We start from the raw sequence: 16,904 nt of genomic DNA, 5'->3' as shown, positions 1-16,904 counted from the left end.
TTTAAATTATAATACACATTCCTTTTATTTAATTGACAAACAGTATTTAGATTGCTATGATTAAAATCATTAAACAAAAAGGCAGGGATAAGGATGGAAAGAATAGTACTATCATTATTAGTTGATAATACCTCCGGCGTTTTAAGCCGTGTGGCCGGCTTATTCAGCCGACGCGGTTATAACATTGAAAGCCTGACGGTTGGTGTAACTGCGGATGAAAGATATTCAAGAATGACAGTCGTGTCCATCGGTGATCAGGAAATTTTGGATCAGATCGAAAAGCAGCTGAGAAAGCTGGAGGATGTAAGAGATATTAAAGAGCTAAAGCCTGGAAACTCTGTGTTTCGAGAACTGATTTTAGTCAAGGTGAAGGCCAATTCCGCACAGCGTCAGGCAGTAAGTGCAATCGCTGACATTTTCAGAGCCACTATTGTTGATGTTGGAAGAGATTCTCTGACTGTTATGCTGACTGGCGATCAGTCAAAGCTTGATGCGCTCATTAATCTTCTTGAGGATTATGAGATTTTAGAGCTTGCACGTACAGGTCTCACTGGATTATCCAGAGGATCAGACGATATTCGTTATCTGCCATAACTGCAATCAGCTAGCTAGAGGTATTGCCAAAGGCGGACAGAGAGTCGTCGGCATGGTTCCTTTAACAAATAAATTACGAGTCAATCAATGAGGAGGAAATAAAAGATGGCAAAGATTTACTATCAGGAAGACTGCAATTTATCCTTACTAGAGGATAAGACCATTGCAGTGATTGGATACGGCAGCCAGGGTCATGCCCATGCACTTAATTTAAAGGAGTCCGGCTGTGAAGTCATTGTTGGACTTTACGAGGGAAGTAATTCCTGGGCAAAAGCAGAAGCTCAGGGTTTAACTGTTTATTCCGCAGCAGAGGCTGCAAAGAAAGCTGATATCATCATGATCCTCATTAACGATGAGAAGCAGGGAGCTCTTTATAAGGAATCCATAGAGCCAAATTTAAAAGATGGCGACATGTTAATGTTTGCCCATGGTTTTGCCGTACACTTCGGACAGATCAATCCTCCAAAGAATGTTGATGTAACCATGATCGCGCCAAAGGCACCTGGTCATACCGTACGTAACGAATATCTGGTAGGAAGAGGAACTCCTTGTCTGGTTGCTGTTCATCAGGATTACACCGGTAAGGCAAAAGACAGGGCCCTTGCATATGCACTGGCACTGGGCGGTGCAAGAGCTGGTGTTTTAGAGACAACCTTTAAAGATGAGACAGAAACAGATCTTTTTGGTGAGCAGGCAGTGCTTTGCGGCGGTGTATGCGCACTGATGAAAGCTGGATTTGAGACATTGGTAGAAGCTGGATATGCTCCTGAAAATGCTTATTTTGAGTGTATTCATGAGATGAAGCTGATCGTTGACTTAATTTTCGAAAGCGGTTTTTCAGGAATGAGATATTCCATCTCCAATACGGCTGAGTATGGCGATTATATCACAGGACCAAAGATCATCACGGATGAAACTAAAAAGGCAATGAAGAAGGTACTTACCGATATTCAGGACGGAACCTTTGCAAAAGACTGGTTATTAGAGAATCAGGTTGGTGCTGCTCGTTTCCATGCCATGAGAAACAAAGAAGCTGCTCACAAGTTAGAGCAGGTAGGCGGAGAGCTTCGTAAGCTATACAGCTGGAACGATGGTGGAAAGATGATTGATAATTAATCAGATAAATAAGATGAGCTTTGAGTGGTATTTACCATTCAAAGCTCATTTTTTGTAACATAATGTTGCTGTTTCTTCTATATAAAAGTGTTCTTCATATTAATCTTCATTGCTTCAAAGAATTTATCCATAGCTGTTGACATTCCGTACGGATTGTATGCGAATCCAACGGTCCTTTTTTTGATATTATTCTCCATAGGTACCAGGACCAGATCTCCCTGATCCAGTTCTTTTTGAACAAAGTCCTTAATGACACAGCCGATCCCCATACCTATCTTGGCGAACTCAATGAGCAGATCCATGGTAGTGACCTCCAATAGCTGATTGGGGACGAGCTGGTTCTCGTTTAGATACTCATCAATATATTTCCTGGTCATATTGTTCTTATCTAACAGAAGGATATTACCCGTTTGAAACAGGTCTGCATCCGGTCCTTCTCTTAAGTATAAGTTATTTAAATATGATTTCGTTGCCACAAAGGTGTCCTGGATCTCCATAACAGGGTTAAAAAGTAAAGGACGCCGGTTGGAAGGCTCTGCAATGAGACCGAGATCAATCCTTTGCTGCTCCAGCATATTCACGGTATGAGCCGTAGACTGACTTTCAATTGTAATCTTAATATGAGGATATTTCTCAATAAAACCTTTTAAATATGGAAGTAAAATGTATTTACACAGGGTATTGCTCACACCGATTCTCAAATGACCTATGTGAAAATCTTTGATGCGTTTTAGCTCCTGTTCTCCCTGTGCCAATGCTTCAAAGGCGGCTTTTGTATGATTGTATAAAAGCTTCCCCTCATCCGTAAGCTGGACACCTCTTGAATTTCTGGTAAAGAGAGAGACTCCCAGGCTCCCTTCCAGCTTGCTGATGGATTTGCTGATGGCAGGCTGGCTGATAAACAGTTCTTTCGCCGCTCTTGATATATTTCCGGCTTTCGCAACTTCATAAAAAATCTTATACTGGGACAAGTTCTGCTCCATGCTTAAGTTCCCTCTCATCCTATAACTAGTCATTATACTAAATATTCATATTATGTATTTCTATTATATCAATAAGTATGCTAGAATGTAAAGCAGTAAAATGATAGAGGTTCTTAGGAAAATGGAACCAACAGGAGGATGCAGACTATGGGAATGACGATGACCCAGAAAATTCTGGCAGCTCATGCGGGGCTTGATGAAGTCAGGGCTGGACAGTTAATTGAAGCTGATTTGGATCTGGTACTGGGAAATGATATTACATCACCGGTTGCCATACAAGAGATGGAGAAATTTAACAAGGAAACAGTTTTCAATAAGGACAAAATTGCCCTGGTCATGGACCATTTTGCTCCAAATAAAGACATAAAGTCTGCGGAAAATTGTAAATGCTGCCGTGATTTTGCAGCCCGTCATGAAATCTCCAATTATTTTGATGTAGGAGAGATGGGAATCGAACATGCTCTTCTTCCTGAAAAAGGACTGGTAGTTGCCGGAGATGCAGTCATTGGTGCGGATTCCCATACCTGTACCTACGGTGCACTCGGAGCATTTTCCACAGGAGTTGGAAGCACTGACATGGCGGCAGGTATGGTTACTGGAAAAGCCTGGTTTAAGGTACCCTCTGCCATTAAGTTTGAGCTCATTGGAAAACCAAGTAAGTGGGTCAGCGGAAAAGATGTGATCCTCCATATCATAGGTATGATTGGAGTGGATGGGGCGCTTTATAAATCCATGGAGTTTACTGGAGATGGAATTAAAAACCTGACCATGGATGACCGCTTTACCATCTGCAATATGGCCATTGAGGCCGGCGGGAAGAATGGAATCTTTCCAGTGGATGAATTAGCCATCCAGTACATGAAGGATCATTCCAAACGCGAATTTAAGATCTTTGAGGCAGATGGGGATGCGGAATACGAGGAAGTTTATACCATTGATTTGGAAAAGCTTGAGCCAACGATTTCATTCCCTCATCTCCCGGAAAATACAAGAACCATAGGAACTTTCGATGAGATCAAGGTGGATCAGGCAGTGATTGGTTCCTGTACCAACGGAAGGCTTGATGATATGCGAATCGCAGCCGCTGTTTTAAAAGGCAGAAAGGTTGCAAAAAATGTACGCTGTATCGTAATTCCTGCAACTCAGGAGATTTATTTACAGTCCATGAGAGAAGGATTATTAGAAATCTTTATAGAAGCCGGAGCCATTGTCAGTACCCCTACCTGCGGCCCCTGTCTTGGAGGCTATATGGGAATTCTCGCAAAGGGAGAACGCTGTATTTCCACCACAAACCGGAACTTTGTGGGACGTATGGGCCATGTAGAGTCAGAAGTATATCTGGCTAGTCCTGCCGTAGCGGCCGCCAGCGCAGTCACCGGACATATATCAGCACCGGAAGAATTGGGATTATAGGAGGAAGCGTGACATGAATGCAAGTGGATCTGTTTTTAAATATGGAGATAATGTGGATACGGATGTCATCATCCCGGCAAGGTATTTAAATATAACTGATGGGTATGAGCTGGCAAAGCACTGTATGGAAGACATTGACAAGGATTTTGTTTCCAAGGTAAAAAAAGGAGATATCATTGTAGCCAATAAAAACTTTGGCTGCGGTTCTTCCAGGGAGCATGCCCCTCTTGTCATCAAATGTGCAGGAGTCAGCTGTGTCATTGCTGAAACCTTTGCCAGGATCTTCTATCGGAATGCCATTAACATCGGACTTCCTATTATAGAGTGTCCGGAGGCTGCCAAAGCCATTCAGGCAGGAGATCATGTATCGGTGAATTTCGACACTGGAATCATAACCAATGAATCGACAGGAGAATCCTATCAGGGCGAGGCATTTCCGCCCTTTATGCAGGAAATTATCTCAGCAGGTGGGTTGTTTCCCTATATTAATAAGAAGAAATAAGGTAATTTCCATGGGAAATGGGTCCGTAATTGTCAGATGTTGCATTTGGCAATTCCGGATCCATTTTGCATGAAACGTTGAAATTATCAAGCTTGCGTATTATAATTAGAAAAAAATACAGGGAGTAGAATTCAATGGTAAAGACGAACGCAATGCGAATGCTTGATAAGGCAGGTATTTCTTACAGCACAAAGGAATATGAAGTGGATGAAAATGATCTCTCTGGAAGCCATGTGGCAGATCTTATGGGAGTCGATCATGGTAGTATCTTTAAGACTCTTGTATTAAAAGGAGAAAAAACAGGATATTTGGTCTGCTGTATTCCGGTTGACGGAGAGCTGGATTTAAAAAAAGTGGCAAAAGCAGCTGGAGATAAGAAAGCGGAGATGATTCCCATGAAGGATCTTCAGGGAATTACAGGATATATCAGAGGAGGCTGTTCACCGATAGGAATGAAGAAGCTGTTTCCGACATTTATTGATGAATCGGCCCTTAAATACCCACAAATCGCAGTAAGCGGAGGGGTAAGAGGACAGCAGATCATCATGGATCCTCAGAGTCTGGTAGACTTTATCAATGGCAAATTTACCAATCTCATGCATGTTTAGTTTACATAAAACAAAAATGAGGTGGACTGGCTTTTGTTGGAAAAATGAATAATTAACATAAATGTAACACTATTGTAAAAGTTTAGTAGAAATATAACATAAAAAACCAGGGCAAAAGCAGGGTAAAATAGTGCAATAAGACTAAAAAATAAAAATGAAGGAAATGCCAAAAGTTAAAATATCACAAAAATGTTAAATCCCCATTGACTTTTTTAACATGCTTCTTCTATAATTACGGCTGTCACCCGGTAACGGTTGTGGAATGTATTCACAGCCAAGGCAAGTGAGATAAGAGAAGAGGAGTATGTATGCTTACACTACGCTCTATCCTTCAGCAGATTTGTCAATTCTTCAGAGGCATGGCCATTAAGGTCACGAAAAGAATGTATCGTTCTTCCGCAGTTTTTATGACGGGAGCTGCAGTGATTACAGTCGTTGCGTTTACCTCGACAGGATTTGGCAGCGGTGGCAGAAATGCCCTGACCGCATTTGCAGAAACGCCAGCACCAAAAGATGCTGCTGAAGAAGAACATGTTGAAGATGAGGAAACAGTTGCTAAAGCAAATGTACAAATTACGCTTACCGACGCAAAGATACAGGCACAGCAGTTAGCCGGTAATCTACTGGTCAAACAGGTCATTGAAAAACAGGAGCTTGAAAAAGACTCTCTGGCCCAGATAAAGCTTATCAATACTCAGATAGCGATGGAGAATGAGGCGAAACGGCAAGCGGAAGAAGCAGCTAAAAAAGCAGAAGAAGAAGAAAGAAAAGCAGCAGAGGAAGCAGCCAGAAAGGCCGAAGAGGAAAAAGCGGCCCATGCCACAGCTGTCAATCAGGACGATTATCAGGTACTTTTAAAAATCGTTCAGGCAGAAGCAGGAGTATGTGATGATAAGGGCAAGATTCTTGTAGCAAATGTTATTTTAAACCGTGTAAAAAGCGGTAAATTCCCGGATACAGTAAGAGGAGTGGTCTATTCCCCTTCCCAGTTTTCCCCTGTATCAAACGGAAGCATCAATACCGTGAAGGTGACGGAGAACACCAAAGCGTGCGTTGACCGCGCTCTGTCCGGAGAAGATTATTCTGATGGAGCTTTATACTTTATGAACCGGAGAGGTTCAAGAAGCGGAGCTGTCCGCTGGTTTGACTCCCGGCTGACCTATTTGTTCCAGCATGGAAACCATGAATTTTTTAAATAAAGCATTGTGAAATAATCTACTTTTGGTGTATACTATATCTATCTGCAGGTTCCCATTGAGGACTGCTGTCAAATGATACTATACGCTAAAGGAGAGTACGACTATGATTTTTGACTCAGCAAAGAACCTTGATTTTTACAAAAACCTTGGGGTGGAAGGAAGATACGCAAAAGCAGTGGATTTTCTTAAGAACACCGATTTGGAGAACCTGGCGCCAGGTAAATATGAAATAGACGGCAAGAACGTTTTTGCCAATGTAGTAGAGTATACAACAATTCCTTGGGAAGAAGCGAAGTATGAAACACACCGTGATTATTCTGATATTCAATACGTAATATCCGGTAGTGAGACCATGACATATGCTCCGATCGACGAACTGAATATAAAGGTACCTTATAACGAAGAAAAAGATGTTGTATTTTACGACAATGAAAATCCAGGCTTAAGGGTAGTAGTAAGAGCTGGAGAATATATGATTTTCAATCCTTGGGATGGTCATAAGCCTAAGGCTGCAGCCGGAGAACCGGCACCAATTAAGAAAGTTATTGTTAAAATCAAAGAGAATTAATAGGTTAGGGGATTCGTACCCGCTGTTGCGGACGAATCCCCTGTTTTTATGGTCTCCAGTTATCTGCGCCGCATAGTACGGCATCTTTCGTATACTTCGTCAGTTCTTCTTCGGTAAGACGGAAAATCCAGTCCGGACGCTGTTCCATGACGGCTCCAGGCCCATAGCTGCCGTATTCGGCATAAAAAGCATGTTTATGGGCTGCCTCTTTGTTCCAGTCATCCCAGCCCTCTTTGCAGATATGATCATCCATAAAGCAGTTGATGAGAACGGTTTTTGCATATTCTCTCCAGGGACGTCCCAGATAAGCGTTGTTTGGAGGACAGTTGCTTTCAAACCGGCAGTCTGTCATAACATAGCCATATTCCTGACCTTCTGGTGTGGAAGCGGCAGTTACATAGCTGCTGATTTCTTTCCCTGTGTATTTAGAGAAGAAGGTGCACCCTTCAAAATAGGCCGTTGCGCTGCCAAAGATGAAATCCACATCTCCCTCAATGTAACAGTCCTTGTAATAATGACGTCCGTTGATTCTGGGAGCATGCTGCTTTGGTCCTATAAATCCATTGACTTCAATTTCCTTAGGCGGAAGCGGTCCGGTAAACAAGGTGTCCTGATTGCCCAGTAACCGGCAATTTTCAAATACAAGACGATCACCGTCTGCATATAAGGCAAGTGCCTGTCCTACTTCCGTTCCTATTCCGGCACTGTTTTCAAATGTGATGTTTTTTGCAGTGAAATCATGGGTATCAATGAGGCAGGAATATGTACGGAAAGTTCCCCGTTTCATTCCATCATCCATCATCATTTTTGCGTAAAGATCGTAGGAGAGAACTGTTGTTTCTGCATCCTCGCCCTGAAAGGTAACGTGTGGAATCGTAACTGTAATCTGCTCTTTATAAAAGCCCTTGTGAATAAATAAGATCTGTTCAGATGAGTTATCCTTTGGCAATGAATTCAGGGCTTCCATGATGCTTTTAAAATCCCCGGAGCCGTCCTGTGCAATGTGAATCATATCGAACCTTCTTTCCTTTTGTGTACAAAATGCAAAACATACACTAAATATACCCAATTTGAGGGTTTTTTGCAAGAGAAATGATTGACTTTACAGAAAGCTAATGAGATAATGGGGAAAAATTTTATTCAGGGAGGAATTCCAATGTCATCAAAGGCAAATTATTCAGCGGAGGAAATCAGAAAGGATAAGCCAGGTTTTTCGGCTACCCGGTCCATCATTGAAACCCCGTTTTATGGCAATAACGTAATTAAAATCCAGACGTTGAAGGAAGCGTATGAGCTGGCAAAAAATTCCCCAGGGACGATCGTTACAGACCTCCCTATTTACCGGGGACAGGAATTCGGACTGGATAAGGACGCAAAAGTCCTTCTTTTTAATGACGGGGCAGTTACCGGCAGGTACTCCACGGCCAGAAAGATTGCCAATGAGCCTTCCGTCGATTGTGCTGCTCTTGACAAAATCTTAATGGATGCAGTTTATGAAACGCGCCATAAAACTCTCTATCATGCAGAGGTCTTTGTAGGCCTTGATCCTGAGTTTATGGTAAAAGCCCATCTGTTAATTCCTAAGGGTGAAGAAAATATCATGTACAACTGGATGTTAAACTTCCAGTACATTTCAGATGAATATGTAAGAATGTATCGTTCCTCCAAACCGGTAGGCAATGGGAATGAGCCGGATATTTATCTTTTCTCAGATCCTCAGTGGAGCGGCTTAGACAGGCCGGGTGTTGATTTATCCTGCTTAAGTGATCCCAAATGCTTATGTTACTTTAATACGGATCACAACTGTGCAGCAATTCTTGGTATGAGATATTTTGGGGAGCACAAAAAGGGAACTCTGACCATGGCTTGGGCACTTGCTAACCGGAATGGATATGCTTCCTGCCACGGAGGCCAGAAAAAGTACACCTTAAAGGACGGCTCCAAATACGTTGCATCTGTTTTTGGATTGTCAGGCTCCGGGAAATCCACCCTTACTCATGCAAAGCATGACGGTAAGTATGAGGTTACAGTACTTCACGATGATGCTTTTATTATCAATACAGATACCTGCGTTTCCGTGGCACTGGAACCGACGTATTTTGATAAGACCCAGGATTATCCGGCGGGATGTGAAGACAATAAATATCTCCTTACCGCTCAGAATTGCGGCTGTACCCTGGATTTGAACGGCAAGATCCAGCTTGTTACCGAGGATATTAGAAACGGTAACGGACGTGCCATTAAATCAAGACTGTGGTCTCCTAACCGGGTGGACAAGATAGAAGAACCGGTAAACGCTATTTTCTGGATTATGAAGGATCCTACGATTCCGCCAGTTGTAAAATTAAAGGGAGCATCCCTTGCTTCTGTTATGGGAGCGACCCTTGCAACCAAACGGTCCACAGCGGAACGCTTGGCCCCAGGTGTAGATCCAGACGCACTTGTAGTCGTACCATATGCCAATCCATTCAGAACCTATCCTCTGGCAAATGATTATGCCAAGTTTAAAAAGCTGGTGGAAGAAAAGAATGTAGATTGCTATATCATCAATACCGGAGATTTCATGGGCAAAAAAGTAAAACCTCAGGATACACTTGGAATCATCGAAGCGATTCTCGATGGTAGGGCAGACTTCCACCAGTGGGGACCTTTAAGTGATATTCAGATTTTTGAATGGGAAGGCTTTGTACCGGATCTTTCCGATGAGGGCTACAGAACTCAGTTTAAGGCAAGAATGGAAGAGCGTTTACGGTTTGTTGCCAACACCGCTGTTTTAAAAGAAGGATATGATAAACTGCCCGAGGATGCGCTGAAAGCCATTGAAAAGGTAGTAGAGGAACTTGGAATATAAGGGAGAAAGTCCATGGATAAAAAACATCTGCTGTTTGATTTAGACGGTACGCTGACAGACCCGAAAGAGGGAATCACAAAATCGGTTCAATATGCCCTGAATAAATTTGGGATTAAGATCGAGGACCGAGATGAACTTTGCCCATTTATTGGGCCGCCTTTAAAAGATAGTTTTATGGAATTTTATAACTTTTCAGAAGAAGATGCAAATAAAGCCGTGATTCTTTACCGTGAGTATTTCACAGACAAAGGAATTCTTGATAATAAAGTTTTTGAAGGTGCCGAGGAAGTTTTAAAATCCCTGGTAGATCGGGGAAATAAACTCTACGTGGCATCTTCAAAGCCGGAAGTCTTTGTAAGGCAGATCATGGAACACTTTGGCCTTGATGTCTATTTTACTTTTATGGGAGGAAGCGACTTAAATGGCACCAGGGATAAGAAAGCAGATGTCATTCGTTATGTCATGAAAGAATGCGGTCTGAAAGATCCGGACAGTATTGTTATGATTGGTGACAGAAAGCATGATATTCTTGGTGCCAGGGAAGTTTCCATTGATTCTGTGGGCGTATTATATGGCTATGGAAGCAGACAGGAATTAGAGGAAGCAGGAGCTTTAAAAATAGCAGAAACAATTTTTGATTTGCAGAATCTTTTATAGTGTGCTATACTAGGTCTCTAACAGGGGACAGTCCTTTTTGATATCGGGAAGGAGGATCTTTATGATAGAACTAGGAAAAGAAAAAAGACAGATCATCAGACATTTGTGCAGTACGGCGGAAAGCGTTTTGCCCCGGGGTGCTGCAGAAGGGCGGATGGGCCGGGTTTGGGTTCCTGAACTTGATAATCCATCGTTTTGCCTGATACTTCTGGGGAATTTCGTTTATCTGTTCGGCATATGTCCGAAGGGTGAAATTGCCATGGAACTGAAAAAGCATTTGCTGTTACAGTGCAGACATGGATTTATTACGCCTGCCGATGCGCGTTGGGAGGAATGGCTGGAGGAAACCTTTTTTGGTGAATTCAGAATCTCATCCCGCTACGCCATGAGAAAGGACCGGAACCATTTTTCCGAGACTGATTTAAATCGTTTTTTACAAATTCCACATACTGGAATCCGCATAAAAAAGATGGATAAGAGTTTATATGATCTGGCCCTGAAAGAAGAATGGAGCCGGGAATTTTGTTCCAATTTCGAAACACCGGAAGAGTTCTTAAAGAATGGGCTTGGATTTGCTGCTTTAGAAGGAAATACCCTGGTTTCCGGCTGCTCTGCTTATGGAATCAGCGAAGGTATGATTCAGGTAACAGTAGCGACCAGAAAAGAATATGAACGAAGAGGTCTTGCATTATCATGCAGCGCGGCTTTTATTCTTTCCTGCCTGGAACAGGGGATTAATCCGAGCTGGGATGCAGATAATATACCATCGACCTGTCTTGCGGAAAAATTAGGATACATTTTTGAAAAAGAGTATAAAGTATACAGGCTTTAAATTTTACGTACTGTAATCAGGAGGAATACTTAGGATGAGAAAGGTGGAAATCGGTTTTTGGGGGGTTGAATCCATTCTTGAGTTTGTAACAATTGCCGGGAAGTTTAAGGAGCGTATGCAGTTGGTTTGTGGTGACAGTATTGTCAATGCAAAATCCCTGCTGTCTGTACTTTCTCTGGCAACTGTGGAAGGGTTGGAGTTAATGATCCAGGAAGATTCCTGTGATTCTCTGTTAAAGCATCTGGAACTGTACGTGGAACATGGCAGGCTGATTGGCGGCAAATGTTAAGAAACTGACAGTAAAAGGAACTTGTAAATCAGGTCGAAGTGGTGTATACTAAATGCCATAGAAGCATGATGAATGTGATTCCTGGAATGCGCGACACTCTTACCTTTTTTGAACCTACATTATGACTCATGGGATTCCAATATTTTCAGGTGGATGTCAGGCCTCCTTAGCAGTGGAAGGCAGAAACCTGAGTGAGGTTGCCCACCTAGCATCGCTAGGCGTCAATAAGTAAGAACCGGCATTTTGGGGTTACAAAAGAAAAAAGCAGCGAGAAATCGCTGCTTTAACTTTATTTATAAATATGGTAAAGTATAGAAAAATAAAAAAGAGTTAAGAGGAGCGCATGAATAAAAAGACATTTATTGGATTTGTTGTGGGAATTCCTCTTTTGGTTTTGTTGCTCATAGTGATTATTCTGGTGAACGAACCAGAGCCAGGAGGGATATCCAGAGGACTTGCTTATAAGTCAGCGGCTCTTCTTCTGACGGACAGGGAAAGCTGTGAGAAAGCTCTGGCAGATCAAAAGCAGGAATATTTTTCGGAGGCAGAAAAGAACAACTGGTATGTAAAATACATGAGCTATCTCTATGGGGGAGGTTATTTAAATCCCAGTGAGGTGCCTGCGAAAAAAGAGACAGCGGAAGGCTTTCTGACCTATAAAGATGCGGAGGAACTGGCTGAGGCCCTGGTACCTGGTTCTGGGAAAGATGTTAAAGTGGGGAAGAAAAAAAAGAATAAGCAGATATCTGCGGATGCCTGGTGGAACCTATACGATGAGCTTAAAAAGTCCCTTGACAAGGAAGGTAATATAAAGGAACTTGATGTTCTTCTTTATGGAACTCCAACCAATGTGAATGGGTCACTTCCCTGGACGGCATACACCAGTCAGGGGAATTTTCAATTTGAAGGTATCAGCCTTGATTCGTACATAGATTGGGAACTGAAACTCCTTGTAAGAGGCAATGAAATCATTGCAATGAAGGAAGCAGTCACCGATACGGTTACTTATAAGAATGCATGGTTAACCACCGGAGATGGCAAAACTTTTATTATTCACTTAGGGTTAGTGGAGCGAAGCTTTCCACTGGAAGCCTCCCTGGGGGAAGCTGATAATTTCGCCAATAATGTGGCTGATGTCACCTTAAAAAAGGGAAGCCTTCAGAAGGTTACCTTAAAAAAGAAGAAGATATCCGGTAAGGTGCTGGCGGTAAAGGACGATTCCATTGAAGTGGAAGGATATGGGAGCTTAAAGCTGGATAAAGACTTTAAGGTTTACCGCTTATACGGTCAATTTGAGGAAAAAACTCTGGCTGATATTTTGGTGGGATACGATATACAGGATTTTGTTGTTGCCCATGGAAAAATCTGTGCGGCCTTGCTGGTAAGAGAGTTTGATGCAAAGAGCATCCGGGTCCTTTTGATGAATACCAACTTTCAGTCCATTTTTCACTCATCCGTTACCCTGTCTGCGGTAAGCGGACTGACACTTACCTTTGGAGAAGAAAAGGTGGAGATTCCTGCAAAGGCAGAGGTCGTAATCGATACCTCTGATGAAAGATTAAAGGATGGCAGAATTGTTGCAGCGCCTTTGGAAAAAGGAGATGCGATTACGGTTAATTCCATAAACAGATCCTATGGAACGCCAGCCTATGACGGCACCATTGAGATACGGAAGGAAGGCGATGGGCTGCTTCTTATTAATGAGACTTACTTAGAGGATTATTTAACGAAGGTAGTTCCCAGTGAGATGCCCGACAGCTATGAGAAAGAAGCTCTAAAGGCTCAGGCCGTCTGTGCAAGAACTTATGCATACCGCCAGATTCAAAGCAATACCTACAGTAAATACGGTGCTCATGTAGATGACAGCACCAGATTCCAGGTATATAACAATCTGCCTACAGCAGCAAAGACTCAGGAAGCAGTGCGTGAGACTTATGGAAAGCTATTGTTCTATGGAGATACTCCCATTGAAGCATTTTACTTTTCTACTTCCTGCGGACACACCACAGATGGCAGTGTGTGGGGAGGAAATCCATCTCAGTTTCCATACTTAGATGGAACGCTGATGCAGGATAACAAGGGTGTGCTTAATTTATCGACCAACTCAGATTTTGATACATTTATAAAGAATAAAGATTATCCAGCCTATGATTCTTCTTATCCCATGTATCGGTGGGATACCACGGTTACCAATCGGCAGTTAGAAGAAGAGATTACGGAAGTCGGTTCTATTTTAAATATTACGGTTACGGAAAGAGGTGTTGGAGGAATCGCTAAGAAAATCAGGGTGGAAGGTTCTGACGGTGTAATGACCATCAGCGGCGAAGGTCAGGTAAGAGCCAAGATGGGCAACAAGTACATGGTCCTTAATAAAAAAGACGGCAGCGTCATGAAAAATTTTGATTCCCTGCCAAGTGCATATATTGCAATTGAGAATCAGGGCGTGGATGATAAAAATATTACTACCTTCCATATCTATGGCGGCGGCTTTGGTCATGGAGTTGGAATGAGCCAGAATGGTGCTCAGGCAATGGCTAAAGAAGGAAAGAGCTTTGAAGATATATTAAAATTCTTTTATAACGGAGTGGAAGTACGGGAAGCAGATCAAACAAAGTCATGAAAATGACTTTGTTTGCGTAAGATAGTAGAAAAAACGCAGGATCATCATATGCAAGATCAAAAATTGGAAAACCTGCTGAATCTTGCCTTGAGTGCCACCCCCGAGGAACGGGCAAAATCAGGAAATTTAAATGTTGGATATAATCCTGAAGAAAATTCCTGGGATGTGATTGTAAAGCATTCCGGAGATATCAGTAATCTGTCCGTCCTGGGGATAAGGGTAGAACAGATGGTAAATGAATACGCTATATTAAGGGTTCCCGAATCCTTAATTGACCGTTTAAGTGAATTGCCTCAAATTGAATACGTGGAAAAACCAAAGAGGCTGTTTTTTGCTATTAATCAGGCAAAATCGGCCTCTTGCGTCAATTTGGTCCAACAGGGAAGCAATAATTTAGACGGCAGAGGAGTCCTGGTGGCCATTATTGATTCTGGGATTGATTATTACCACGACGATTTTAGAAATCCCGACGGAACCTCCAGAATCCTTTTACTTTGGGATCAGACTTTGGACCGGGTTTTTACCAAAGAAGAAATCGATGCAGCCCTGGCGACCGGAAGCCGGGCCGGTGCAAGAGCTTTAGTCCCCTCAGTGGATATTAGTGGACATGGGACCGCAGTCGCTTCCATTGCAGCCGGAAATGGAAGAGAAAACAGAGGCCAATACCGGGGAATTGCATATGAAAGTCCCCTGATAGTGGTAAAGCTGGGAGTTCCCCAGGAAGGCGGATTTCCAAGAACCACGGAGCTTATGAGAGCTGTTAATTTTGTGGTGAAGGAAGCTGTGGACAGACAGATGCCGGTGGCAATTAATCTAAGCTTTGGAAATACATACGGTTCCCACGATGGGACCAGCCTTTTAGAAACCTTTCTCGATGATATTTCTAATTATGGAAGAACCGTCATTGTTGTAGGTACAGGAAATGAAGGAGTTGCAGGCGGTCATATTTCCGGAGTTCTTACCATGGCAAATCCCGAGGAGGTGGAATTAAGTGTAGGGTCATACCAGCAAAGCTTCAGCGTTCAGCTCTGGAAATCCTATGCAGATATTTTTGATATCAGCATTATTACCCCATCTGGTGAAGTGATCGGGCCAATCAGCAGCAGACTTGGACCTCAGACCATAAACTACCGGAACACCCGGATTCTTTTATACTACGGAAAACCAGGACCTTACAGTGTAGCCCAGGAGATATACTTAGATTTTCTGCCCCTTGATTCTTATATAGACAGCGGTATCTGGAAGTTTCGTTTAACCCCCAGACAAATTGTAGAGGGTAAATATGATTTGTGGCTTCCCTCAGCTGGGGTTCTTAACGAATCTACACGTTTTTTAAGGCCAACTCCTGAAACGACTCTGACCATTCCGTCGACAGCAAACAAAGTAATCTCAGTTGGGGCTTACGATGATACGTATCAGTCTTATGCCGATTTTTCTGGAAGAGGGTTTACCAGAAGGACCAACCTAGTAAAGCCGGATCTGGCTGCTCCGGGGGTGGGAATCATAGCAGCCAAAGCAGGGGGAGGCTATGAATCAGTCACCGGTACTTCTTTTGCAACACCGTTTGTAACAGGAAGTTCAGCACTCCTCATGCAATGGGGAATTGTTGATGGCAGAGATCCTTTCTTATTTGGGGAAAAGGTGAAGGCATACCTGATCCGGGGGACGAGAAAGCTTCCTGGGATATCCCAGTACCCAAACCCTGAGCTGGGGTACGGAGTGTTATGTGTCAGTGACAGCCTGCCGGTATAGCACATTTAAAACCATTGGAAATTAGAAGAAAATGATTTATAATAATAACAGATCATTTTCGGGAGGTATCTAATGGAAGTCAGATATGAACTTGTCATCCCCAACGACGACCTGCCTTTCCGGCTGTTTATTTTTGAGGGCAGGGAGGGGAAGTATAAAGTAACAAAGCATTGGCATCATTCCGTGGAAATTTTTCTGGTACAGGAAGGAAAAATTGATTTCTACATCAATAACAGCCATTTATCTCTTGCCAGACAGGATTTTGTACTGGTAAATTCCAATGAGGTCCATTCCATTGAATGTCCGGACCCAAATGTAACAATCGTGCTGCAAATTCCAGGAGGTACGTTTAAAGAATATCTGGGCGAAGATGGTTATATTAATTTTGAAAAGAAAGACGATGTTCAGAATAAACGATTGGCGGACCTTGTTACCTCGATGTTTTCCATTTATGAAAAACAGGATTACGGCTATAGCTTAAAGGTCAAAAGTCAGTTTTATGAGCTTCTCTATCTTTTGATCACGGAGTTTAAAACAGAATCAATGGATAAAGAGGTGCTCCGCCAGAAGAAACAGCTGGATAAACTATCAGATGTCACCCAGTATATGAGGGACAATTACGACCAGGAATTAAAGCTTGAGGAAGTCGCGGAACGGTTTGGTTTCAGTTCCACTTATTTATCCAGAATCTTTCAGAAATATGCGCAGGTCAACTACCGGACCTATTTGATTGACCTGCGTGTAAAATATGCGGTGAGGGAGCTGGTTGGAACGGATCATGAGATTGGAGAAATTGCCATGAATCATGGGTTTCCGGACAGCAGATCATTTTCCAAGGCCTTTAAAAAAAGGTATGGATGTCTCCCCAGTACCTACCGGAAGCACACAATGGCGAATCGGTAATGGGAATTGCAAATATT

16 protein-coding genes and 1 other RNA gene are annotated in these 16,904 nt (G+C 42.7%); 15 read left to right on the top strand and 2 right to left on the bottom strand.

Annotation, left to right across the window (positions count from 1 at the left end; all coding sequences use genetic code 11):
- Nucleotides 1-93: 93 nt before the first annotated feature.
- Nucleotides 94-594 carry an acetolactate synthase small subunit gene (ilvN, locus tag T546_RS0105110; RefSeq protein WP_024836078.1) on the top strand — a complete coding sequence of 167 codons (501 nt, stop codon included), beginning with the start codon at nucleotides 94-96 and terminating at the stop codon, nucleotides 592-594.
- 105 nt (nucleotides 595-699) lie between these two features.
- Complete coding sequence (ilvC, locus tag T546_RS0105105) at nucleotides 700-1,710, top strand: ketol-acid reductoisomerase (RefSeq protein ID WP_026890700.1); 1,011 nt, start codon at nucleotides 700-702, stop codon at nucleotides 1,708-1,710.
- Nucleotides 1,711-1,787: 77 nt separating this feature from the next.
- Here the strand turns inward: ilvC and T546_RS0105100 are convergent, their stop codons facing one another.
- A complete protein-coding gene (locus T546_RS0105100) occupies nucleotides 1,788-2,693 on the bottom strand; it encodes a LysR family transcriptional regulator (RefSeq protein WP_026890699.1) in 906 nt (301 codons plus the stop codon).
- A 147-nt stretch (nucleotides 2,694-2,840) separates the two neighbouring features.
- Here T546_RS0105100 and leuC point away from each other — a divergent pair, with 147 nt between their 5' ends.
- The 5 genes from leuC to T546_RS0105075 all read left to right on the top strand — a co-directional run bounded on the left by leuC (nucleotide 2,841) and on the right by T546_RS0105075 (nucleotide 6,983).
- Nucleotides 2,841-4,106 carry a 3-isopropylmalate dehydratase large subunit gene (leuC, locus tag T546_RS0105095; protein WP_026890698.1) on the top strand — a complete coding sequence of 422 codons (1,266 nt, stop codon included), beginning with the start codon at nucleotides 2,841-2,843 and terminating at the stop codon, nucleotides 4,104-4,106.
- A gap of 13 nt (nucleotides 4,107-4,119) precedes the next feature.
- On the top strand, nucleotides 4,120-4,608 hold the full coding sequence (gene leuD / locus T546_RS0105090) for a 3-isopropylmalate dehydratase small subunit (protein ID WP_026890697.1): 489 nt from the start codon (nucleotides 4,120-4,122) through the stop codon (nucleotides 4,606-4,608).
- A gap of 134 nt (nucleotides 4,609-4,742) precedes the next feature.
- Complete coding sequence (ybaK, locus tag T546_RS0105085; protein ID WP_026890696.1) at nucleotides 4,743-5,216, top strand: Cys-tRNA(Pro) deacylase; 474 nt, start codon at nucleotides 4,743-4,745, stop codon at nucleotides 5,214-5,216.
- Between the two features lie 308 nt (nucleotides 5,217-5,524).
- Nucleotides 5,525-6,415 (top strand): cell wall hydrolase, encoded by an 891-nt coding sequence (locus T546_RS0105080; RefSeq protein ID WP_026890695.1) that lies wholly within the window; start codon nucleotides 5,525-5,527, stop codon nucleotides 6,413-6,415.
- Between the two features lie 103 nt (nucleotides 6,416-6,518).
- On the top strand, nucleotides 6,519-6,983 hold the full coding sequence (locus tag T546_RS0105075) for a YhcH/YjgK/YiaL family protein (RefSeq protein WP_026890694.1): 465 nt from the start codon (nucleotides 6,519-6,521) through the stop codon (nucleotides 6,981-6,983).
- 46 nt (nucleotides 6,984-7,029) lie between these two features.
- Here the strand turns inward: T546_RS0105075 and T546_RS0105070 are convergent, their stop codons facing one another.
- Entirely contained in the window at nucleotides 7,030-7,995 is a 966-nt protein-coding gene (locus tag T546_RS0105070; RefSeq protein ID WP_026890693.1) for a pectinesterase family protein, read from the bottom strand.
- Between the two features lie 144 nt (nucleotides 7,996-8,139).
- Between T546_RS0105070 and T546_RS0105065 the strand changes: the two genes are divergently transcribed.
- The 8 genes from T546_RS0105065 to T546_RS0105035 all read left to right on the top strand — a co-directional run bounded on the left by T546_RS0105065 (nucleotide 8,140) and on the right by T546_RS0105035 (nucleotide 16,887).
- On the top strand, nucleotides 8,140-9,834 hold the full coding sequence (locus T546_RS0105065; RefSeq protein ID WP_026890692.1) for a phosphoenolpyruvate carboxykinase (ATP): 1,695 nt from the start codon (nucleotides 8,140-8,142) through the stop codon (nucleotides 9,832-9,834).
- Between the two features lie 12 nt (nucleotides 9,835-9,846).
- Complete coding sequence (locus tag T546_RS0105060; RefSeq protein WP_026890691.1) at nucleotides 9,847-10,491, top strand: HAD family hydrolase; 645 nt, start codon at nucleotides 9,847-9,849, stop codon at nucleotides 10,489-10,491.
- Nucleotides 10,492-10,552: 61 nt separating this feature from the next.
- The gene (locus T546_RS0105055; RefSeq protein ID WP_026890690.1) at nucleotides 10,553-11,323 is read left to right on the top strand and encodes a GNAT family N-acetyltransferase; all 771 of its coding nucleotides are present in this window, start codon (nucleotides 10,553-10,555) and stop codon (nucleotides 11,321-11,323) included.
- Between the two features lie 34 nt (nucleotides 11,324-11,357).
- Entirely contained in the window at nucleotides 11,358-11,612 is a 255-nt protein-coding gene (locus T546_RS0105050; RefSeq protein WP_026890689.1) for an HPr family phosphocarrier protein, read from the top strand.
- 75 nt (nucleotides 11,613-11,687) lie between these two features.
- Nucleotides 11,688-11,866, top strand: a non-coding RNA gene (gene ssrS / locus T546_RS24960) — 6S RNA.
- A gap of 89 nt (nucleotides 11,867-11,955) precedes the next feature.
- Nucleotides 11,956-14,232 (top strand): SpoIID/LytB domain-containing protein, encoded by a 2,277-nt coding sequence (locus T546_RS0105045; protein WP_026890688.1) that lies wholly within the window; start codon nucleotides 11,956-11,958, stop codon nucleotides 14,230-14,232.
- 48 nt (nucleotides 14,233-14,280) lie between these two features.
- Nucleotides 14,281-15,984, top strand: a complete 1,704-nt coding sequence (locus T546_RS0105040) for a S8 family peptidase (protein WP_026890687.1) — start codon at nucleotides 14,281-14,283, stop codon at nucleotides 15,982-15,984.
- A gap of 72 nt (nucleotides 15,985-16,056) precedes the next feature.
- Complete coding sequence (locus tag T546_RS0105035; RefSeq protein ID WP_026890686.1) at nucleotides 16,057-16,887, top strand: AraC family transcriptional regulator; 831 nt, start codon at nucleotides 16,057-16,059, stop codon at nucleotides 16,885-16,887.
- The last annotated feature ends 17 nt before the right edge of the window (nucleotides 16,888-16,904 follow it).

Source organism: [Clostridium] aerotolerans DSM 5434, from assembly GCF_000687555.1.
GTDB classification, from domain to species: Bacteria; Bacillota; Clostridia; order Lachnospirales; family Lachnospiraceae; genus Lacrimispora; species Lacrimispora aerotolerans.
Note: the sequence above shows the minus strand (reverse complement) of the source record. Positions and strands in the feature narration are given on the sequence as shown.